Raw genomic sequence first — 20,779 nt, forward strand, 5'->3', positions numbered from 1 at the left:
TAACCCATAGCGTTAGGGTGTTTTCACCGCTAAGCTGATAGGTATTTAGTCCTGTAGCTCAGTTGGTTAGAGCACTACACTGATAATGTAGGGGTCCGCAGTTCAAATCTGCGCAGGACTACTATTTAATTGGTAATTATAAATTAATAATTGGTAATATTTTATTATTAATTGTTAATTATTCATTATTAATTGAAGTGAAACGATATGGGGGATTAGCTCAGTTGGCTAGAGCGCCTGCCTTGCACGCAGGAGGTCATCGGTTCGACTCCGATATTCTCCACACAAATACTATGGTGTATTTAAAGTTCTTTGACATATTGAAACAAAATTAAAGTAGAAGTAACAAGTAAAGAGACATAGATGAATTTCGGTAACGAGATTTATTTTTGTTAACACAATAAGAAGTAATTAAGAGCGTATGGCGGATGCCTTGGCTCTCAGAGGCGATGAAGGACGTGATAAGCTGCGATAAGTCATGGAGAGGTGCAAATAACCTTTGACCCGTGAATTTCCGAATGGGGCAACCCATCTATTTATAGATATCCCGCAAGGGAAGCAAACCCGGAGAACTGAAACATCTAAGTACCCGGAGGAGAAGAAAACAAAAGTGATTCCCCTAGTAGTGGCGATCGAACGGGGATCAGCCCAAACCTATATTGTTTCGGCAATGTAGGGGTTGTAGGACTGCGATATGAGAAGTGGCGTGAAGTGGAATTGTTTGGAAAGACAAATCACAGAGGGTGATAATCCCGTACACGAAAGCAAAATGAATCTAGCAGTATCCTGAGTAGCGCGGAACACGAGAAATTCTGTGTGAATCTGCCGGGACCATCCGGTAAGGCTAAATACTCCTGAGAGACCGATAGTGAACAAGTACCGTGAGGGAAAGGTGAAAAGCACCTCGAATAGAGGAGTGAAATAGTACCTGAAACCATACGCTTACAAGCGGTCGGAGCACTTTAGGGTGTGACGGCGTGCCTTTTGCATAATGAGCCTACGAGTTACTCCTCACTAGCGAGATTAAGCACTTCAGGTGCGTAGTCGAAGCGAAAGCGAGTCTGAATAGGGCGTAAAGTTAGTGGGGGTAGACGCGAAACTTGGTGATCTACCCATGGTCAGGCTGAAGCTCTGTTAATCCAGAGTGGAGGGCCCAACCCGTTGACGTTGAAAAGTCTTGGGATGAACTGTGGGTAGGGGTGAAAGGCCAATCAAACTGAGAAATAGCTCGTACTCCCCGAAATGCATTTAGGTGCAGCGTCAGAGTCGAGAGTTATAGAGGTAGAGCTACTGATTGGATGCGAGGGCTTCACCGCCTATCAAATCCAGACAAACTCCGAATGCTATAACTTATATCTGGCAGTGAGCCCATGGGTGCTAAGGTCCATGGACGAGAGGGAAAGAACCCAGACCATCAGCTAAGGTCCCCAAATGTATGTTAAGTTGAACTAACGAGGTGAGATTGCATTGACAGCTAGGATGTTGGCTTGGAAGCAGCCATTCATTTAAAGAGTGCGTAACAGCTCACTAGTCGAGCGATCTTGCATGGATGATAATCGGGCATAAAACATACTACCGAAGCTATGGATTTAGAATTTATTCTAACTGGTAGGGGAGCATTCTAGCGGCGCAGAAGCAGTGTGGTAATGCATTGTGGAGCTTCTAGAAAAGCAAATGTAGGCATAAGTAACGATAATGCGGGTGAGAAACCCGCACGCCAATAGACTAAGGTTTCCTGATCAACGCTAATCGGATCAGGGTTAGTCGGGACCTAAGGGGTAGCCGAAGGGCGAACTCGATGGACAACAGGTTAATATTCCTGTACCGGCGCCAACTGCGATGGGGTGACGAAGAGATGAAAGCACCGCGAACTGACGGAATAGTTCGTTGAAGACCGTACGTGATGAGAGATGTAGGCAAATCCGCATCTTGAGCTGAAAGTCGATAGTACTGCAATGCTACGGCAGCGCAGATAGTGTGCCTAATTTTACTTCCAAGAAAAACCTCTAAGCTTCAGGTTGGTGCTGCTCGTACCTCAAACCGACACAGGTAGTCAAGTAGAGTATACTAAGGCGCTCGAGTGATTCATGGCTAAGGAACTCGGCAAAATAGTCCTGTAACTTCGGGAGAAAGGACGCTCTCAGCGATGAGAGCCGCAGTGAAATGGCCCAGGCGACTGTTTATCAAAAACACATGGCTTTGCAAAAACGAAAGTTGAAGTATAAGGCCTGACACCTGCCCGGTGCTGGAAGGTTAAGTGGAGATGTTAGTTTCGGCGAAGCATTGAAATGAAGCCCCAGTAAACGGCGGCCGTAACTATAACGGTCCTAAGGTAGCGAAATTCCTTGTCGGGTAAGTTCCGACCTGCACGAATGGTGTAACGATCTGGGCACTGTCTCAGCCATGAGCTCGGTGAAATTGTAGTATCGGTGAAGATGCCGATTACCCGCAACGGGACGGAAAGACCCCGTGCACCTTTACTGCAGCTTCACATTGATTTTGGGTAAGTAATGTGTAGGATAGGACGGAGACTACGAAGCGGCCTCGCTAGGGGTTGTGGAGTCAACCTTGAAATACGTCCCTTTGCTTATCTGGAGTCTAACGTCTAACGACGGACAGTGTGTGGTGGGTAGTTTGACTGGGGTGGTCGCCTCCAAAAGAGTAACGGAGGCTTCTAAAGGTACCCTCAACACGTTTGGTAATCGTGTGTAGAGTGCAATGGCACAAGGGTGCTTGACTGTGAGACAGACAAGTCGATCAGGTACGAAAGTAGAGCATAGTGATCCGGTGGTTCCGTATGGAAGGGCCATCGCTCAAAGGATAAAAGGTACGCCGGGGATAACAGGCTGATCGCTCCCAAGAGCTCATATCGACGGAGCGGTTTGGCACCTCGATGTCGGCTCGTCACATCCTGGGGCTGGAGAAGGTCCCAAGGGTTGGGCTGTTCGCCCATTAAAGTGGCACGCGAGCTGGGTTCAGAACGTCGTGAGACAGTTCGGTCCCTATCTGTTGTGGGCGTTGGAAATTTGAGAGGATCTGACTCTAGTACGAGAGGACCGGGTTGGACGAACCTCTAGTGCATCTGTTGTGGCGCCAGCTGCATTGCAGAGTAGCTACGTTCGGAAGGGATAAGTGCTGAAAGCATCTAAGCACGAAGCCTACCTCAAGATGAGATTTCCTTTAAGGGTCGTTGGAGACTACGACGTTGATAGGTTGCAGGTGTAAAGGTGGTGACACCAAAGCCGAGCAATACTAATTACCCTAATACTTCTGAGTGCGAGGTTCATCATTGAATCTTTTCAATGTTATTTTTGCTTTAATTTTTCGATATGTCTATGATATTATCTTGAGGGCTATGGTCCAATATAGATTAATGATTTTAGGTGTCTATTGCATCGGGGTTCCACCTCTTCCCATTCCGAACAGAGAAGTTAAGCCCGATTGCGCCGATGGTACTGCCGACTGGTGGGAGAGTAGGTCGACGCCAACTTTTAAAGAGTCTTATTCCAACTAGGAGTAAGACTCTTTTTTGTTGTATCCTATATTTTATAAGATAACTTATGAAATCGGATCGATTACAATTCTATGTTAATACTAAATGTTTTTCTTTAACTCTTACTAAGGTTTTTTAACCTATATTTTAAGTCAATCCATTCAACTTAATAACAGTTTGTTTATCTTTGTTGGCTATGAAACAATTCTTTATACTTTTATCAGTTTTAACTTGTCTTTACTTGGAATCCTATTCTCAGGTATATATGGGTGGACCCGGTGATTCTCAAAGTGATCAGTTAGGGAATCGAAGTAAGAATAAAAAGGATGGTAACGAGCTAGACAGTTTGGGCTATAATGATGTCAAATCTGTAATTAAGAGCTGGAGACTTTCAGATTATTCGACCAGTAAGGAATTAATTGATTTGGATACACTATTAGGATTGCAACACAATTACAATCCAATATTTAAGAAAAGTATTTCTAATTCTTATTTGGGGAATTTAGGTTCTCCATATCAAACTAATATTTATAAAGATCGTTTAAGTTCTGAACAGTTTCTGTTTTTTTCTACATATAGGGCGTACATGCTTAAGCCGGAAGATGTTGTGTTTTTTAATACGACAACACCTTATACGAGTGTTTATTATGAGACAGGTGGGCCTAAAGGACAATCAGAAAACTTGTTAAAAGTATTACATACACAGAATATTAGTCCTAATTGGAATGTTGGTCTTAGTTATAATTTGATATCCAGTGATGGTCAATATCAAAATCAGAAAACTAAATTGTATGATTTCAGCTTTTTCTCAACTTATAAAAAGGAACGTTATGGTTTTGATTTTGTTCTGAATCAAAATCGTCTCAGCAACGAGGAGAATGGTGGGTTGAATGAGGATATTGATTTAACTGAGGGGAGCGAAGATTCGGAAAATTTGAAAGTTAATCTTGATGATGCCAAAAGCAAATTAACCAATTTCAACTTTTTTATGAACAATACTTATGGTATTGGTGAAGAAAGAGAAGTTGTTCAAGAGAAGGATACGTCTTATATTTATCCAATTGATTTAGTTTATAGTTTGAAGTATGAATCGGATAGTAGAAGGTTTCGTGAAGCAATATCGGAGGTTGATTCTTTCTACGTAAATTCCTATTACGATACTGAGAATACATTTGATAAAGTTGAGTATTCTAATGTGAAAAATACCTTTCAGATTGTTTTTAATGAAAATAAAAACAAATGGATTCGATTGGGAGCTAGATTTGGGATTATAAGTGATTTTGGCAAGTACAACTCTAGATTAATTACCAATGAAATTGCACTGAAGCAAAAGGATACAAAAGTTCACAATAATCAACTTCTTGCTAGTTTGTTTAGTACGGTAGGATCGTCGTTTAATTGGAATGTTACCGGAACATATGTATTTGAAGGGTATAATCAGAATGATTTTAATTTAAAATATGAATTAACAAAATGGATTGGCGATAAAGATTCAATTCAACATGGAGTTTCGGTAATTGCAAAATTGGATTCTAAAACACCTGATTTTTTGGTTTCTAAGTATTACGGCAATCACCAACAGTGGAATTCGAATTTTGATAAAATCAATGAATTAGAGCTTGGATTTGAATATTTTAATGAGAAAAGACATCTAAAAATTGGTGGGCAAATTAACCAAATTGACAATTATACCTATTTTGGATTGGATGCAACACCAAAACAAACAGGAAAAGGAATTACGGTTTTAACCGGATATTTAGAAAAAAGATTCAAATTAGGAAACTTTTATCTAAACCAAAAGTTAGTTGGTCAAAAAGTATCTGAGGATAGAATTTTGCCATTACCAACTTTTTCAATCTATAGTAATAACTATTATAAAAATACATTTTTTAGTGGTGCACTCGGTCTTCAAGTAGGATTTGCTGTACATTACAATACAGCATTTTATGCTCCTGATTATATGCCTTCCACAGGACAGTTCTTTTTGCAAAATCAAAAGGAAATTGGTGATTATCCTAAGGTTGACCTCTACTTTAACTTTCGAATTAAGCGAACACGTATCTTTGTTATGTATGAGCATATGAACTCATCAATTGGAAGTAAAAGTTATTTTGGGTCTCCTCACTATCCTCTCAATCCAGCCATGTTAAAATATGGACTAATATGGACATTTTACGATTAAGAATTTATTGAAATAGCCAAGAACAGGAATCAAATATTTCTAGGTTAGAGATCTGTTTTTTTCTAATTTCTCATAGGATAAGGAAAAAGTTATGTCTGGAATAAAATATTTAAAATTAATTATACCCTTAATTTTCATGATATTTCTTCAAACCTGTAATCAAAACCGTGAAAGGGTTCGGTTGCAAATTGAGGAAAAACCTGTTGTGGAATTAAAACACGTGAAGCTAAGAGGTGTTCTTCGTGTGGTAACGGATTATAATTCAACCAACTATTTCATATATAAAGGGCACGCCATGGGATTTCAATATGAAATGCTGGAGGCTCTTGCCGATCATTTGGGCGTTAAATTAGAATTGACAGTCAATAATGATCTAATATCTTCTTTTGCATCACTGGAACAGGGTGATGTTGACTTATTGGGAATGAATTTAGCTGTTACTCCTGATCGTATGGAGAAATTTAATTTTACGATTCCTCATAGTCAGTCACCACAAGTTGTAATTCAGAGACACCCATTGAAAGATTCTATCGGTTTTATTAGAACTTCAAACGATTTGGAAGGTAAACGCATTCAAGTTCAGGCAGGTTCTTCATTTGAGGAACATTTACTCAAACTATCTGGAGAAATGGCTTTACCTATTGATATAGTTGCTATTGAAAATGTGGAAATGGAAGAACTTATTGCGATGGTGGCCAACGGTGAGATTGACTATACAGTTGCTGATGAAAATGTAGCCTTGGTTAATTCGACCTATTATCCGAATGTCAATTTTAAAACTAGTGTCAGTGTTCCTCAAAATTTGGCATGGGCTCTGCGCAAGGGGGCAAATCATTTAACTCATGATATTAATATCTGGTTAATGGAATTCCAAAAGACAAAAAAATACAGAAGAATTTATCAAAGATATTTTGAAAGTAGCCGTATAGAGAAAATGATGCAAAGTGAATATTTTACTGTGAAAAGTGGTAAGATTTCGGATTACGACGATCTTTTAAAGGAGAAAGCTAAAATGATTGATTGGGATTGGAGATTACTAGCTGCTCTGATATCTCAGGAATCGAATTTTGATCCTAAAGCACAATCTTGGGTTGGTGCATTTGGTTTAATGCAATTGATGCCTGAAACAGCTTATCGTTATGATGTGGATTCTCTTTCATCAGCCATAGATAATGTGGATGCTGGAGTGAGACACTTGAAATATTTGAAGTATAAACTAAATAAGATTTTAACCGATAAGACTGATGAATTGAATTTTGTACTTGCATCTTATAATGTTGGTTTAGGACATGTATTAGATGCAAGACGTTTGGCAGTAAAAAATGGTAAAAATCCAGATCAGTGGAAAGGAAGTGTTGACTACTATTTATTGAATAAATCCAAGCCAGAGTTTTTTAATGATCCTGTTGTAAAGTACGGATACTGTCGTGGATCAGAACCTTATCAGTATGTAATTAAGATTTTAGAGCGTTATAATAATTATCAGAATATCGTTTTATTAAATTAATCCGGACCGTAGGAAAATCTCTCTTAACTCGGATAAAATCATTGCTGTCGCGCCCCATATTTTGTGTTCCTGGGCGGGAAAATACGGAGCATGAATTTTGAAACCATCCTTCTCAATAGTAAATTCGCCAATATTATCTTCTGCAAAAAGTTGAACAACAGGCATTTCAATAATTTCTTCAACTTCAAATTCGTTCAATGTGAAATCAGGTCTTTTTTCGCAATATCCGAGCACGGGTAAAACCATAAAATTACTTACAGGAATATAGAGTTCAGTCAAAAAACCTAAGATCTTTATTTTTTCACATTCAACACCAAGTTCCTCATTTGTTTCGCGAACTGCCGTTATGGTTCGGTTGGCATCACTTTCTTCATATTTTCCGCCTGGTAAACTTATTTGTCCACTATGATTTGTGTTTCCGGTGGTTCGTTTTATAAGGGGAAGGTGTAATTGACCATTTTTTAGATAAAAAAGAAGTAACACGCTGCTATCTCTGGCAATACTCGGATCACTGGTTTTTAAAGCATGTTCTCGTATTGACGGGGACATTAGGTTTTGAGCATCGAAGCCAGGTAGTCCATTATTTAGATCAGCATTTAAAATGCTGGTAAATTGCTCAAGGTCCATTATTGTTTCTAATATGCTCATAAAGACTTTTTTCTAATAGTACTCAAAGATAATAATAATGTTTCCCTCTGAATATAAAAAAAAATATTATTCTTTACTCAAGAGTAAAAATAAACTCCGGTTTTGTTCGGGTTTAAACTACTTTCTTAAGTTTTTAACAAACTGTTCTACTTCCGAAACCCCCATCTGATATACTAGATATCCATTGTATGGTTTTCTCTTAGTTGTTTCATTGTTAATTCAATCATCTTATTACGACTAGTCGTTTGACCAAGAGTCCAAGCTAATTTTATATCGGCAGCTGCGGGTAACAAATTAGCGAGTGGAACTATGTCTATTGATCGAAAATTGATTCCTGTAGCGCCTACTGAACCCGGCGTTTGGATAGTCATGAATACTTTACTTTTTTCTCTATTGCTCTTTTTAGGGTCGGATAAACAGGTTTGTTAACGTGTCCAAGCCTGCACATGAAACCAATTCTTTGATAATCTTCCTCCTTAGCTTGCTTGTGGGGAACATAGCCAATTTGCTTTTTGGTTAGGTGATAGTTTTTGTTGGGTGTGAATATACTATTCATTGGGTTCGTTTTAGTAACCCCAAAAAGCATCAATAATCTGTTGTTTAAGAAATGATTTAATTCAGTTTAGCTTCTTGTTTTAGCATCCTAAGTTTGGATATAAATGTAAATTTACGGAGTAAATGGCAATCTGATTTTAAAGCCTTTACGTTCAATATCAGCTCTTATTTTTTCGCCAATTGATTGTCCCCAAGACATTCCTGCCTGCATACTTTCGGTAGCTATTTTTGGTAATTTTTCAGCAATTCTTTTTCCTGCAACTGTTTGGTAAAAATCAATCATTGCCTTTATATCATCATGAGAAAGATTCTGTCTGTATATCGGAATAAGCATATTCATTAAATCATCAACGAATTCAACTTCGGCTTTAGCCCAATAGGTTTCAGGAACATTTGATTCATGTTTTTTTAGCTCAACAATCATCACTTTAATTGATTTTTGATAACTGGCTTGTTCTCCGTTAATTTGAAACAGGTATTTCAAATCTTTTTCGTAAGTGATGGAATCTTGCGTTGTAGAGGCGAATGTTGATGCCGAAAGAATTAGAAATAAAAACAATAGTATATTTTTCATAGATTTTACTTTTCTTATTTAGTTAATTGAAGATGATCTAGAATTTTAGAAACTAGGATTTTCCTTTTTGCAGCATCATTTGAATTTTTAATATCAATATTAATAGAGAAAAAATATACATTCCCCGCTCTTTCGAGATATCCTACATACCAGCCAATTTGATCGTCGATTCGCACAGCCCAGCCTGTTTTTGCTCTAATCGTATAATTAGCTGTTTGGTCAACTATCATTATTTTTTTTACAATTTCTTGATTTTTCTGTGAAAATGGAAGCTGGTTGAGATATAGTTTCTTCAAGAAATCGATTTGTTGATTGGGACTTATTCTAATGTCTCCTCTTAACCAGAAAACATCAATGCCTCCATTTATATTTTTGTTTCCGTAATTGGATGCTTCTACCCAATACTTCATTCTTTCTTCGCCAATTCTTCGAGCCAGTTCCTGATAAGCCCAAACAGTAGAATATTTTAATGCACTTTCCAGATTTTGATCCCTATTCCAATTGTCGTAGCTACGATCGATGCTATCCCATTTAATCATTTCGTTTTCATCTGTAATCACTTCAGTTTCCAAGGCAATCATCGAATTGATAATTTTGAATGTAGAAGCTGGTAGAAATGCAGAGTCTAATCGTTCCTCCTTAAAACTTAATTTAGCATCATTTCTTAAATCATAAATTGTAAAACAGCCTTTTATATTTTCTGATTTGAAAATACGTTCTAAATCGGAGGAGGAATATTTGTTCAAAATTGAATTTGGTTGCTTAGAACAAGCAAAAAGGACAAACAATAAAGAAAATGAAAGCAAGTTTTTCATGATAAACTAGTTTGCTGTTGATACAATGTCCTGTTTCTTGTAAATCATCCAAAACAATAGAATTCCGAGAGAACATAGTATTGTGGCAATAATTGATCCTTCCAAACCAAATTGTCCACCGGTAAGAATTTCATTCCCTTGAATGCTGTGCGAAATTAGCGAGGAGGAATTTGTTCCGCTAACTTCGAATCCGAAAATTGGACCCTGGAAAAAATTCCAGCTAAAATGAAGAGCTAAAGGGAACCATAGATTTTTCGTGAAAATATAGCCAATTCCCAAGAGTAATCCTGCAATGAAAATATTGGTCAGTCCTACAAGTGAAACGTTTGGATTCATTAGATGAATCGCCATAAATATAAGGGCGGATACAATTAAAGCTACATATCTGTTCATAGAATCCATAAAATTTCGAAGTAGATATCCTCTTACAAATATTTCCTCGTTTATTGAAACTAAAATAAATAGTAAGACTGACTGAGCTAATGCGATCAAATTAAAAGTAATGGAACCAAACGTTAAGTTTCCCGAAAAATATAGAATTAGACTTCCTACTCCCATCATAATAAAACCTGCAAATAATCCGTAAAGAATATCTTTTGTTCTCTTTTTAAAAGAAAAGCCTAGGTCAATTATTTTCTTTCGATCAATGAATCTTGTATAGATCCAAATGAGAAGAAAAGTGCCAATTGTTGAAAATACTTGAATTACTAAAAATCCAAGGCTAGAAATTTCTGATATATTTTTTAAGATCTCTAAAATATTGTCTTTTGAAATGACAGCCCAGATAAAGGCTCCGATGACTTGAAAAATCACACTTACGATCAGGAATGGAATGATAATTAGAAGTGCTCGAAGCCATCCTCTTTTAATTGCTGGCTCTTTGATTGTTGGGTTCATCAAAATGGGTTTTGGTTTGGGAGGGTAAAATTAACAAAATATTGATATTATGAAAGTAAATGAGATATATTGATTCGTTTATTTTGGCACAAAAAAAAGGTTGTCCTTAAAAGACAACCCATTATTTATTTGATTTAATACCTAAACTACGCCCTGAGCAATCATGGCATTCGCTACTTTTACAAATCCACCAATATTTGCGCCATTTACGTAATTCACAAATCCATTCGAAGATTTTCCATATTTAACACAAGCAGTATGGATATCCTTCATAATCCGTTTCAAATGATTGTCAACCTCCTCGCGAGTCCAGCTTAAACGCATGGCATTCTGCGACATTTCTAATCCTGAAACCGCAACACCACCAGCATTTGCAGCCTTGCCAGGTCCATACAGAATTTCATTTTCAAGATAAATATCCACGGCTTCAGGAGTGGAAGGCATATTTGCTCCTTCCGAAACACAAATGCAACCATTATCGATCAAAATTTGTGCTTCTTCAGCATTTATTTCATTTTGAGTAGCACTTGGTAAAGCAACATCGCACTTCACAGTCCAAGGCCTTTTATTTGGATAATAACCTACGCCATATTTCTTGGCATATTCCTCAATTCGACCTCGTTTAATATTTTTAAGTCTCATCACGAAAGTGAGTTTCTCACCGTCAATCCCATCCGGATCATGAATAAATCCTGAAGAATCGGAGAGAGTGACCACTTTACCACCTAATTCATTTACTTTTTCGACAGTAAACTGAGCAACATTTCCAGAGCCAGAAACAGTTACGATTTTTCCTTTCAGACTGTCATTTTTGGTTTTTAGCATCTCTTCTGCAAAGTATACATTACCATATCCTGTTGCTTCCGGACGAATTACACTTCCTCCCCATTCGGCACCTTTGCCAGTTAAAACGCCGGTAAACTCATTACGAAGTCTTTTGTACTGACCAAATAGATATCCAATTTCTCTACCCCCAACACCAATATCTCCGGCAGGAACATCTGTATTCGGGCCAATGTGTCTGCAAAGTTCTGTCATAAAGCTTTGGCAGAACCGCATCACTTCACCGTCTGATTTTTGCTTAGGATCAAAGTCCGAACCTCCTTTTCCACCTCCCATTGGAAGTGTAGTTAAGCTGTTTTTAAAAACTTGTTCGAATGCGAGAAATTTTAGAATTCCTAAGTTTACTGTTGGGTGAAAACGCAATCCCCCTTTGTATGGACCAATTGCACTGTTCATTTCAATACGGTATCCACGATTCACCTGAATTTCCCCCTTGTCATCAACCCAAGGAACCCTAAAAATCAAGATTCTTTCCGGCTCTGAAATCCGTTCGAGGATTTTGGCTGTTTTGTACCTTGGGTTTTCCTCTAAAAAGGGAAGCAATGACTCCACCACTTCGTGAACAGCCTGATGAAATTCAATTTCTCCTGGTGTTCTACTTTTTAATTTGTCCATAAATTCCTTACTGGAAGGAGCCTTTAACATAGTAGTCATGGTAATGAATGTTTAAGTTAGACATGAATTACACTGGGTGTGAATGAACGCAAGCGCGAATAATACCGATTCGTATTTGCAAGAATCTCTATCAGGTGATATTGATGGTCAAATACTAATCTGCATGATACCGTTTTTGAATTCAAAACGGTTTAACTGCGATCATATTTAAAGGTAAAAAAGAAATCCCTCAAGGTCAAGGGTTTAGATTTCGTTTAAATTGTTTAAATTTAAAAGAGCCTACAAACAGTAGTCAAATCACCAAGATTTTTTTACAATTTTTAATGTATCTACGTAAGTAAATCAAAAATGTATGGAATCAAATCCGGGTAAAGATCAGGGAATCAGTAAGATTATAGCCGAAAATATTGAGCGTTTAAAAGAGCTGTCAGCAATTAATCAAACAACAAGTATTATCAAGGAAGGAAAATCCATTGAGGATACTTTACAGCAAATTTGCTTTATCCTTCCTAAAGCATGGCAATATCCTGAGTTCACTGTTGCCCGAATTATTTTTGACGGGCAAGAATATTTAAGCCCCGGATTTCGTCTTTCCCAATGGACAATTACACATGAGTTTTTAACGATTCATAAGCGTAGCGGGCGAATTGAGGTTTGTTATGTGAAAAAATTTCCACCTCAGGATGAAGGCCCTTTTTTGAAAGAAGAAAGACATTTGATTGAGAATATTGGTAATATTATTGTTGGATATATCAATAGTGAAACCGGAAAGGAATTACTAAGTCCGACAAAGAAAATTGATCCTAAAAAAAAGGAAATAATTGGCCCTTACGTTCCGGTTACCAATCGTAAATTATTACAGGATTTCCTGAATAAGAATAATGCCGACCGGGATATTTATCATGATTTAATGCCCTTTAAAGTAAAGGAAATATTGTTGGTGGCGAATTTATACGATGCTTATTGCATTGAACGGGAAGGACGCTTTTCGGAACAAATATCCAGCGAGTATCACCAGTTGAATTTAACATCAATGCCTAGAGTCACAGGTGTGTCTACTCTGGAAGAGACTATGGAACAATTGCATTCCAAGCATTTCGATATGATTATATTAATGGTTGGAGTGGATAAAAAAACGCCAATTGGTTTAAGTGAACGAATTAAAAAGGAATTTCCATATATATCTATTTTTTTATTGCTGAATAACGATGCTGATATTGCCTTGTTCGAGGAGCAACGGGCAGAACTGGTAAGTGTCGATAAAATATTTGTATGGAATGGAGAATCTCAGGTTTTCTTTGCCATGATAAAAAGTTTGGAAGATAAAGTGAATGTGGGAAATGATACCAAGATTGGATTGGCACGGGTAATTTTATTAGTTGAAGATTCGGCGAAATATTATTCAAGATATATGCCAATGCTTTATCAGAGTGTTTTAGCTCAAACCCAGCGGATAATTGATGATGTGAGTACCGATGCTCAGTATAAAATACTTCGGTTACGGGCTCGTCCTAAAATATTACTGGCCTCGAATTACGAAGAAGCAATGAATATTTATTACCAGTATCGAGAGTATTTGTTGTGTTTAATTTCTGATGTGAAGTTTAAGAAAGATGGTGTGTTTTTAGACGATGCAGGGATTAGTTTGGTAAAGGAGATTAAAGGAGAATATCCTAATATGCCTGTTATACTTCAATCTTCAGATGTATCTAATGCAGCTCATGCGTATCAACTTAAAGCTAGCTTTATCGATAAAAATTCAGAAACGCTTAGAGGGGATATACGCTTGTTTATTCGTCAGTTTTTGGGCTTTGGAGACTTTGTTTACAAAGATGCCGGAGGAAAGGAAATTGCTACGGCAAAATCTTTAAAAGAGTTTGAAGACTATTTGTATCATATTCCAGGGGAATCTTTGGTTTATCATGCCAAAAAAAATCATTTTTCTTTGTGGTTAATGGCTCGTGGAGAAATTCGAATTGCTAAAATGATAGCACCTTATCATATTACAGATTTTAAATCGGCTGAAGATGTTCGGGATTATTTAATCAATATAATTCAGAATTATCGGAACGAAAAAAATAAGGGGAAGGTTGTTGAGTTTAATGCCGATCTTGCTCTTAATGCAAATAATATAGTCACCCTATCTACCGGTTCGCTGGGAGGAAAAGGAAGGGGACTTGCTTTTATTAACTCCATGCTTTTTAATCTGAATTTGAGTCGGTTTGTTCCCGGGATCAACATAAAAGCTCCTATGACTGCTGTAATTGGAGTCGACGAATACGAATCATTTATAGATCGAAATAATTTGCTGGATCGTATTAAGGATATGGATGATTTTGAGCAGATTCAGCGACTTTTTTTGGATGCAGAATTAACCCAACGTCTGGTTCAGAAAATTAGAATCATGCTGATCAATTTTGAAAAACCTTTGGCTATAAGATCTTCTGGATTGTTCGAAGATTCATTGCTTCAACCGGTAGCAGGAGTTTTTCAAACCTATCTTGTGCCTAACAATCATCCTGATTTAAATACGCGGGTTAAGCAGGTTACCGATGCTGTGAAGTTGGTTTACGCTTCCATCTTTTCCGATGATTCAAAATTGAATGTCTCTGCAATGAATTATAAAATTGAGGAAGAAAAAATGGCTGTAGTGATACAGGAAGTCGCAGGGAATCAATATGAATCTACTTTTTACCCTCACATTTCGGGAGTAGCTCAGTCGTATAATTACTATCCTTTTGGCCATATGAAACCGGAAGAAGGTTATGCAGTGATTGGCGTTGGTTTGGGTAAATATGTGGTAGATGGCGAAAAAGCATTTCGATTTTCTCCTGTTTTCCCAACTATTGAGAATAACACTGCGAAAGATCAATTTAAAAATTCGCAAATAGAATTTTACGCTGTTGACCTTAATAAAAAGGATCTAAATCTTTTGGAAGGTGATACGGCAGGATTAATTCGTTTGGATATTGATGAAGCGGAAGAGCATGGTAATTTAATTCATTGTGCTTCCGTTTACAATTCCCTTAGTGATACAATAAGTCCTGGATTGGATGTTATGGGACCCAGAATTATCAATTTTGCCAATATTCTGAAATACAATTTCATTCCTCTGGCAAAAACAATAGAACTTGTCTTGGACATCATTAAAGAAGCGATGGGCTCTCCAATAGAGATAGAGTTTGCCGTTGATTTAACGAAAGATAAAGAAGGGAAAGCGTCGTTTTATCTTCTTCAGATTAAGCCTTTAGTTGGCAATATTGATGATTATAATATTGATTTGAATGAAATTGACAGAAACAAGCTTTTGATGATTTCTGAAATGAGTATGGGGAATGGATTGGTCGATGATATTGTTGATGTTGTTTACATTGCTCCTGAATTATTCAAGAAGGATCTGACCGTTGAAATTGCTGAAACGATCTCAAAAATAAATCAGGAAATGAGAGAAAAGGGCACGCGTTATGTTTTGATTGGGCCTGGTCGTTGGGGAACACGCGACAGATGGATTGGAATTCCTGTGAAATGGAATGATATCTCGTTCTCAAAATTAATTGTAGAAACAAGCTTCGAGGATTATCCATTGGAAGCGTCGTCAGGATCTCACTTTTTCCACAATGTTACTTCAATGAATATTGGGTACAGCTCTATTCATCATCATTCCGATTCTTCTTTTATCGATTATCAAACTCTAAAAAAGCAGAAATTAATTGGAGAGTATGGTGCTGTTCGCCATGTACAATTTAAAAAACCGTTGACGATTAAAATGGATGGCAAAAAGAGACTCGCTGTTGTTAGTTGGGAAAATAGAGTTTAATCAAGTGATTTAAAGTGAATTATTTCAGTGTTTAAATTTTGTTCTTGATATCCAGATACTTTTACGAGTAGTTCAAAATAGGTTGGAAAATCTTTATTTTGCGGGTATTTTGAAAGGATTACTTTTTCTAAATTATCACTTGTAATTAATTCCATCAGTCCTTTATTTCCAATGGAGTGTGAATCGGAAAGAATAGATAGAACCTTACCATTTGGAGTTGGAACTTTTACAATAAACGCATAGTCAGTATAAAAATCATCATAGGCTTTAATCGCTGAATAATTCAGCGTATCTGTTTCTGTAATCAACGAAAGGCTGAGGCTATTTTTATGCGGTATTCTTATTGAAGTTTGAGTTAAAAATTCCCTGAATATGCCAATTGATTTGAGTGAGGTAATAGCAATGGTATTGTTGGCCTTAATGTTTTCTAGATTAATCTTATCACCTGATTTTAAGTGGATTTTATTGCTGGTGGTGCACAATGCCTTAAACAGCGCTGGCAATGAGCTTACATTATTGTTTGCGAAATAGGAAATGTCACTTTCCTTGTTCTCATATTTATCTTGTGAAAATAGTATGGGTGATTTGGCTAGCTCTTCTTCCGAATTAATATTGAAATTTCGTACGACGAAAGTAGAATCATTTTCTAAATTTCGAATGGTATAAAAAAATGGATTGGCAAGCATTAGGTTGATATCTTCTTGATCGCTTAGGTATTCTGCCCAAATAGGATTTTGAGGTTTATGCTTCGGGAATCCATAAAATAGCGCAAGAATCGTCAGGTTTAAAAGAAGCAACAGAGAAGCTAAATAGAGAACTGTTTTAAAAGGCACTGATTTTGGCGATTTGTTCTTTCCATTAGTAGCCGATTGAAAAATCAGTTCGTATTTTCCTTTGGGTATTTCGATAATGACTTTTTCTGTTTTACCTTCCTTATTGTAATAATCGACCAGTTTGGTTCGTAATTTATGCATGTAAACCCTGGCAATAGTTTCGTCATTTTCTTTTAATTCACCTTTTCGCTGCAGGAGATCTATGGCAATGTTAATTGCTTTTACTTTCTCACCATTTTGATGAGCTTTGAACAAATAGGACAACAGGTCCCGGAGCATTTCCGATCTCGAAAACGTCTTGTCATTTATTATTTTATGAATTAGTTTTTGTTTTTCTGCTTCGGAAATATTCATTCGTAAGGGGCAGCTATATTGTGATATAAATGGAATGGTTACGGTAACAGTTACCGTTATTAACATTGATTATCAGTAATTATTCTCTATAATTACTTCAAGTCGAAAGATATTACAATTTACCTTTTAATTAAAATTTCAGAATGCGAAATATAATTCTGAATGGCTAAAAATACAAATTATGAATAATTGGAACCGAAGCGTATTAGTCTGTTTAAGTTTGTTGTTCCTCTTTCCCTTTGGCTCAAGTGCCACAGAGAAAAGGATCACCTATTCCATCAATAAGAATGATTGGAGATTTATCAAGAAAGATGTTAGGAATGCATACAAAACGTCATTCAATGATAAAGAATGGCTGAGTGTTCAAATTCCTCATGATTTTAATGGAGGAAGCGATGGCGTGAATAATGATGTTTTTAACGGGCGTTTCGATTTTGAAAACGATGTTCGTACGATGTATAAAGGTCCTGCCTGGTATCGCACCAACTTTACCATAGAGGAAGCGCAGAAAGGAAAACGAATATTTATCGAATTTGAAGCGGTTTCTTTAGAAGCTCAAATTTGGGTGAATGGTAAAAAAGCTGGAATCCATCGGGGTGGATATAGTGCTTTTTCGCTCGATATAACTGATTTAATTAAGTTTGGGAAAGATAATACACTGGCGGTTCGTGCAGATAATTCGAACAATCCGGCCATTGCACCCTGGATGTATGATGAAAGAGGATCATTTCCATTTAGTTTTGATTATGCCGTTTATGGTGGAATCTATCGGGATGTTTGGATTCATGTTACAGATCCGGTGAAGATTGAACAGGTTTTTAATACGCCCGTTTGTGGAGGTCAGGCTCCTAGCGTTTTGTCGATTGAAACAAGGGTGACAAATTATTCGAAATCAGTAAAAAAGGTAAAGTTAAGCTCTAAGATTTATTCGCCAGACGGAAAATTAATGGCTGATAAAAAGATGAGTAAAACTATTGAGGCCGGAGCTGAGATGAGCTTCCAGCAATCCGAATCGGCATTGGGAATTATTCAGTTTTGGAGTGTTGACGATCCACAACTTTACAAGGTAATTTCTACCCTTAGTTACGATGGGAATGAGGTGAATAATTTTGAAAGCACTTTTGGCTTTCGATACTATACTTTGGCGAACCACGAGGCTTTTAGTTTGAATGGCGAACAGATGTTGTTACGTGGTGTTAACCGTCATCAGGATATGGAAGGCCTGGGCTATGCTTTACCCAACGAGCAACATTTTGCCGATGCTCAAATCATTAAAGATGCTGGGTTTAATGTCGTTCGTCATGCCCATTATCCTTGCGATAGAGAATTTGCGAAGGCTTGTGATGAGTTGGGCCTGATGTTGTGGCTGGAAATACCATTGACAGGAAGCGTTTCTGAAGATCCTGCATTTATGGAAAATTGCAAGCAACAAATGAAGGAAATGATAGAGCAATACTATAACAATCCTTCGGTAATTGTTTGGGGTGTTGGCAATGAATCGGACCGTTCCGGAGCAAGCGAATCTGAATCGAATAAGTTATACGGTGAGTTGGTTGACCTTGCTAAAAGAACAGATGCTATTCGCCCAACAACAGGTTGTAATTTTAAATTTAAATCGAATCAGGAGATTGTGGATGTGTATGCTCCTCAGGATTGGAGTGGCTGGTATGTTGGCCAGATAGATGATTACACTCCGAACAGTATAATTGGAGAGTATGGTGCCGATATGAATTACAACACGCACAGCAACGAAAAATTTGATATGAGCAAAGATTACGGCTCCTCGGGAATCACAGATTTCTGGTCGCAGGAGTATGGCTGTTTTTTGCATGAGTACAAGATCTCGAAAGGAGAATCTCTAAAAGGTGAGTTTCCCGGGCATTTTGTATGGGTGGCATTCGATTTTGCTTCGCCAAGAATTGGACGAGGAATGAATCCGATTCCTTATATGAATCAAAAAGGATTGATTTTACACGATCATAAAACCAAGAAAGACGTTTATTATTTGTATCAAAGCATGTATCGAAAAGCAAGTGATTATCCAATGGTTTACATTGTTTCCAAGTCGTGGACGGATCGGTTTGAAAAACCAGGGAACAAGGATGTTTGGGCGTATAGCAATTGCGATTCGGTCGTTCTTTATAATGATTTGAAACGAGAGGTTTCATTTGGGACGAGAATGAAAAATGCGGGACCACGAGGCGATACCCGTTTTCAGTGGGATTCCATAGCTGTTGATCAGGATGTTCTTTACGCCGAAGGATGGTTTGGTAATAAAATCGTAGCACGAGATACCATTCAATTGGGTAAATTACCTGATTTAGAGAAATAAAAAGAAGAATACAAAGGGCAGGAAAATCATCCTGTCCTTTCTTTTTAATCAAATTTAATGGCTTTTGCAGGAGTTATTTTGGTGATTAAATAGGAGGGAACCAATAACATCGAAACTGTTGCTATTAAACTTCCAATGTTTAAAAGAATAATGTGACTGAGTTTAAGATTGATAGGTACGGTATCTACATAGTAATTCGTTGGATCCAAAGGGATTATCTCGAAATAGGATTGTAACAAACAGACTGATATACCAATAATATTTCCCCACAGCATTCCTTTGCCAATAAGCATGGCCGATTGGTATAGAAAGATTTTACGAATAGACCAGTTTTCTGTGCCCAAGGCTTTTAAAATCCCAATCATGTTGGTCTTTTCAAGAATAATAATCAAAAGACCCGAAACCATATTAAAACCGGCAACCAGTATCATTAAGCTTAGTATGATCCATACGTTCATATCGAGCATGTCTAACCAGCTGAATATTTGCGGATATTTACGAACAATGCTCCTTACTTTTAATCCGGCACCTTCATCGGTAAATGAGGTCGCAGTAATGCCTCTTACTTGCTGTTCTATAAAATTCAAATCATCAAAGTCATCAATAAATATCTCATATCCACTAACCTGATTGTCAGTCCAGTCGTTTAGTTTCTGAATGTGTTGTATGTCGCAAATAAGGAATAGTTTGTCGAATTCTTCCATTCCGGTATTGTAAATCCCGGCAACGGTAAAGCTTCTTACTCTAGGAGGTTGCTGTATAAAATAGACGGATAATTTATCGTCAACTTTAAGCTGAAGAAGGTTCGAGAGTTTCTCCGATATCAGAATTTCATTGCTTTTGGTGCTATCGGTAAGCTGAATGATTCTTCCGTCAACCAAATGATTAGTAAAAAAACTCCAATCATAATCTTTGCCTATTCCGTTTAAAACAATTCCTTGAATATCTGATTTCGTTTTAAGAATGCCAGGTTTGGTTGCAAAAGATTGTACGTGTAAAATCCCAGGGGTATTTTCAATGCCACTTATGGATATGGCGTTTTTTTCGATTGGTTGAGTTTCAAACGACGAGTTGTTATCGTAATTTGTAATTTGGATATGCGATCCAAAACCAATAACCTTGTTCGTAATTTCAGATTTGAACCCGGTAACAATAGCCACAGCCAATATCATTATAGATATGCCAAGAGCAATACTAATTTTAGCAATGCTAATAATGGGATGAGATATATTTCCGTCGCCCTTATTGTTGAGGGTGATTTTCTTAGCTATAAAAAGTTCTAAGTTCAAATTGAGATTTATTATAAAAGTTCGT

The 20,779-nt window shown here is 37.2% G+C and carries 12 protein-coding genes, 2 tRNA genes and 2 rRNA genes; 8 read left to right on the forward strand and 8 right to left on the reverse strand.

Annotated elements, in window-relative coordinates; genetic code table 11:
• The first annotated feature begins 47 nt into the window (after positions 1-47).
• The 6 genes from ALGA_RS10490 (at position 48) to ALGA_RS10515 (ending at position 7,182) form a co-directional block, all read left to right on the forward strand.
• Positions 48-121 (forward strand) — tRNA-Ile (locus ALGA_RS10490).
• A gap of 88 nt (positions 122-209) precedes the next feature.
• Positions 210-283 (forward strand) — tRNA-Ala (locus tag ALGA_RS10495).
• A 118-nt stretch (positions 284-401) separates the two neighbouring features.
• A 23S ribosomal RNA gene (locus ALGA_RS10500) occupies positions 402-3,276 on the forward strand.
• A gap of 103 nt (positions 3,277-3,379) precedes the next feature.
• Positions 3,380-3,490, forward strand: a 5S ribosomal RNA gene (gene rrf / locus ALGA_RS10505).
• Positions 3,491-3,689: 199 nt separating this feature from the next.
• Complete coding sequence (locus ALGA_RS10510; protein WP_096429262.1) at positions 3,690-5,675, forward strand: putative porin; 1,986 nt, start codon at positions 3,690-3,692, stop codon at positions 5,673-5,675.
• Between the two features lie 91 nt (positions 5,676-5,766).
• Entirely contained in the window at positions 5,767-7,182 is a 1,416-nt protein-coding gene (locus ALGA_RS10515; RefSeq protein WP_096429263.1) for an MltF family protein, read from the forward strand.
• Here the strand turns inward: ALGA_RS10515 and ALGA_RS10520 are convergent.
• The 6 genes from ALGA_RS10520 to gdhA form a co-directional block, all read right to left on the reverse strand.
• The gene (locus ALGA_RS10520) at positions 7,174-7,830 is read right to left on the reverse strand and encodes an NUDIX hydrolase (RefSeq protein ID WP_096429264.1); all 657 of its coding nucleotides are present in this window, start codon (positions 7,828-7,830) and stop codon (positions 7,174-7,176) included. The two genes, ALGA_RS10515 and ALGA_RS10520, sit on opposite strands and share 9 nt — an antisense overlap.
• 367 nt (positions 7,831-8,197) lie before the next feature.
• Complete coding sequence (locus ALGA_RS10530) at positions 8,198-8,386, reverse strand: hypothetical protein (RefSeq protein WP_145957610.1); 189 nt, start codon at positions 8,384-8,386, stop codon at positions 8,198-8,200.
• A gap of 111 nt (positions 8,387-8,497) precedes the next feature.
• Complete coding sequence (locus ALGA_RS10535) at positions 8,498-8,959, reverse strand: DUF2059 domain-containing protein (protein WP_096429267.1); 462 nt, start codon at positions 8,957-8,959, stop codon at positions 8,498-8,500.
• 14 nt (positions 8,960-8,973) lie between these two features.
• Complete coding sequence (blaOXA, locus tag ALGA_RS10540) at positions 8,974-9,774, reverse strand: class D beta-lactamase (protein WP_096429268.1); 801 nt, start codon at positions 9,772-9,774, stop codon at positions 8,974-8,976.
• 6 nt (positions 9,775-9,780) lie between these two features.
• Complete coding sequence (locus ALGA_RS10545) at positions 9,781-10,671, reverse strand: CPBP family intramembrane glutamic endopeptidase (RefSeq protein WP_096429269.1); 891 nt, start codon at positions 10,669-10,671, stop codon at positions 9,781-9,783.
• 141 nt (positions 10,672-10,812) lie between these two features.
• Positions 10,813-12,168 (reverse strand): NADP-specific glutamate dehydrogenase, encoded by a 1,356-nt coding sequence (gdhA, locus tag ALGA_RS10550; protein ID WP_197705738.1) that lies wholly within the window; start codon positions 12,166-12,168, stop codon positions 10,813-10,815.
• Positions 12,169-12,481: 313 nt separating this feature from the next.
• On the opposite strand from gdhA, the gene ALGA_RS10555 reads away from it, so the two are divergent.
• Complete coding sequence (locus ALGA_RS10555) at positions 12,482-15,946, forward strand: PEP/pyruvate-binding domain-containing protein (RefSeq protein ID WP_231706116.1); 3,465 nt, start codon at positions 12,482-12,484, stop codon at positions 15,944-15,946.
• Here the strand turns inward: ALGA_RS10555 and ALGA_RS10560 are convergent.
• A complete protein-coding gene (locus ALGA_RS10560; protein WP_145957611.1) occupies positions 15,943-17,199 on the reverse strand; it encodes a hypothetical protein in 1,257 nt (418 codons plus the stop codon). The two genes, ALGA_RS10555 and ALGA_RS10560, sit on opposite strands and share 4 nt — an antisense overlap.
• Before the next feature lie 115 nt (positions 17,200-17,314).
• On the opposite strand from ALGA_RS10560, the gene ALGA_RS10565 reads away from it, so the two are divergent.
• Positions 17,315-19,465 (forward strand): glycoside hydrolase family 2 protein, encoded by a 2,151-nt coding sequence (locus ALGA_RS10565; RefSeq protein ID WP_096429272.1) that lies wholly within the window; start codon positions 17,315-17,317, stop codon positions 19,463-19,465.
• A gap of 44 nt (positions 19,466-19,509) precedes the next feature.
• Here ALGA_RS10565 and ALGA_RS10570 read toward each other — a convergent pair whose 3' ends face one another.
• Entirely contained in the window at positions 19,510-20,754 is a 1,245-nt protein-coding gene (locus ALGA_RS10570) for an ABC transporter permease (RefSeq protein WP_096429273.1), read from the reverse strand.
• Between the last annotated feature and the right edge of the window lie 25 nt (positions 20,755-20,779).

It is taken from the genome of Labilibaculum antarcticum (assembly GCF_002356295.1).
GTDB classification, from domain to species: domain Bacteria; phylum Bacteroidota; class Bacteroidia; order Bacteroidales; family Marinifilaceae; genus Labilibaculum; species Labilibaculum antarcticum.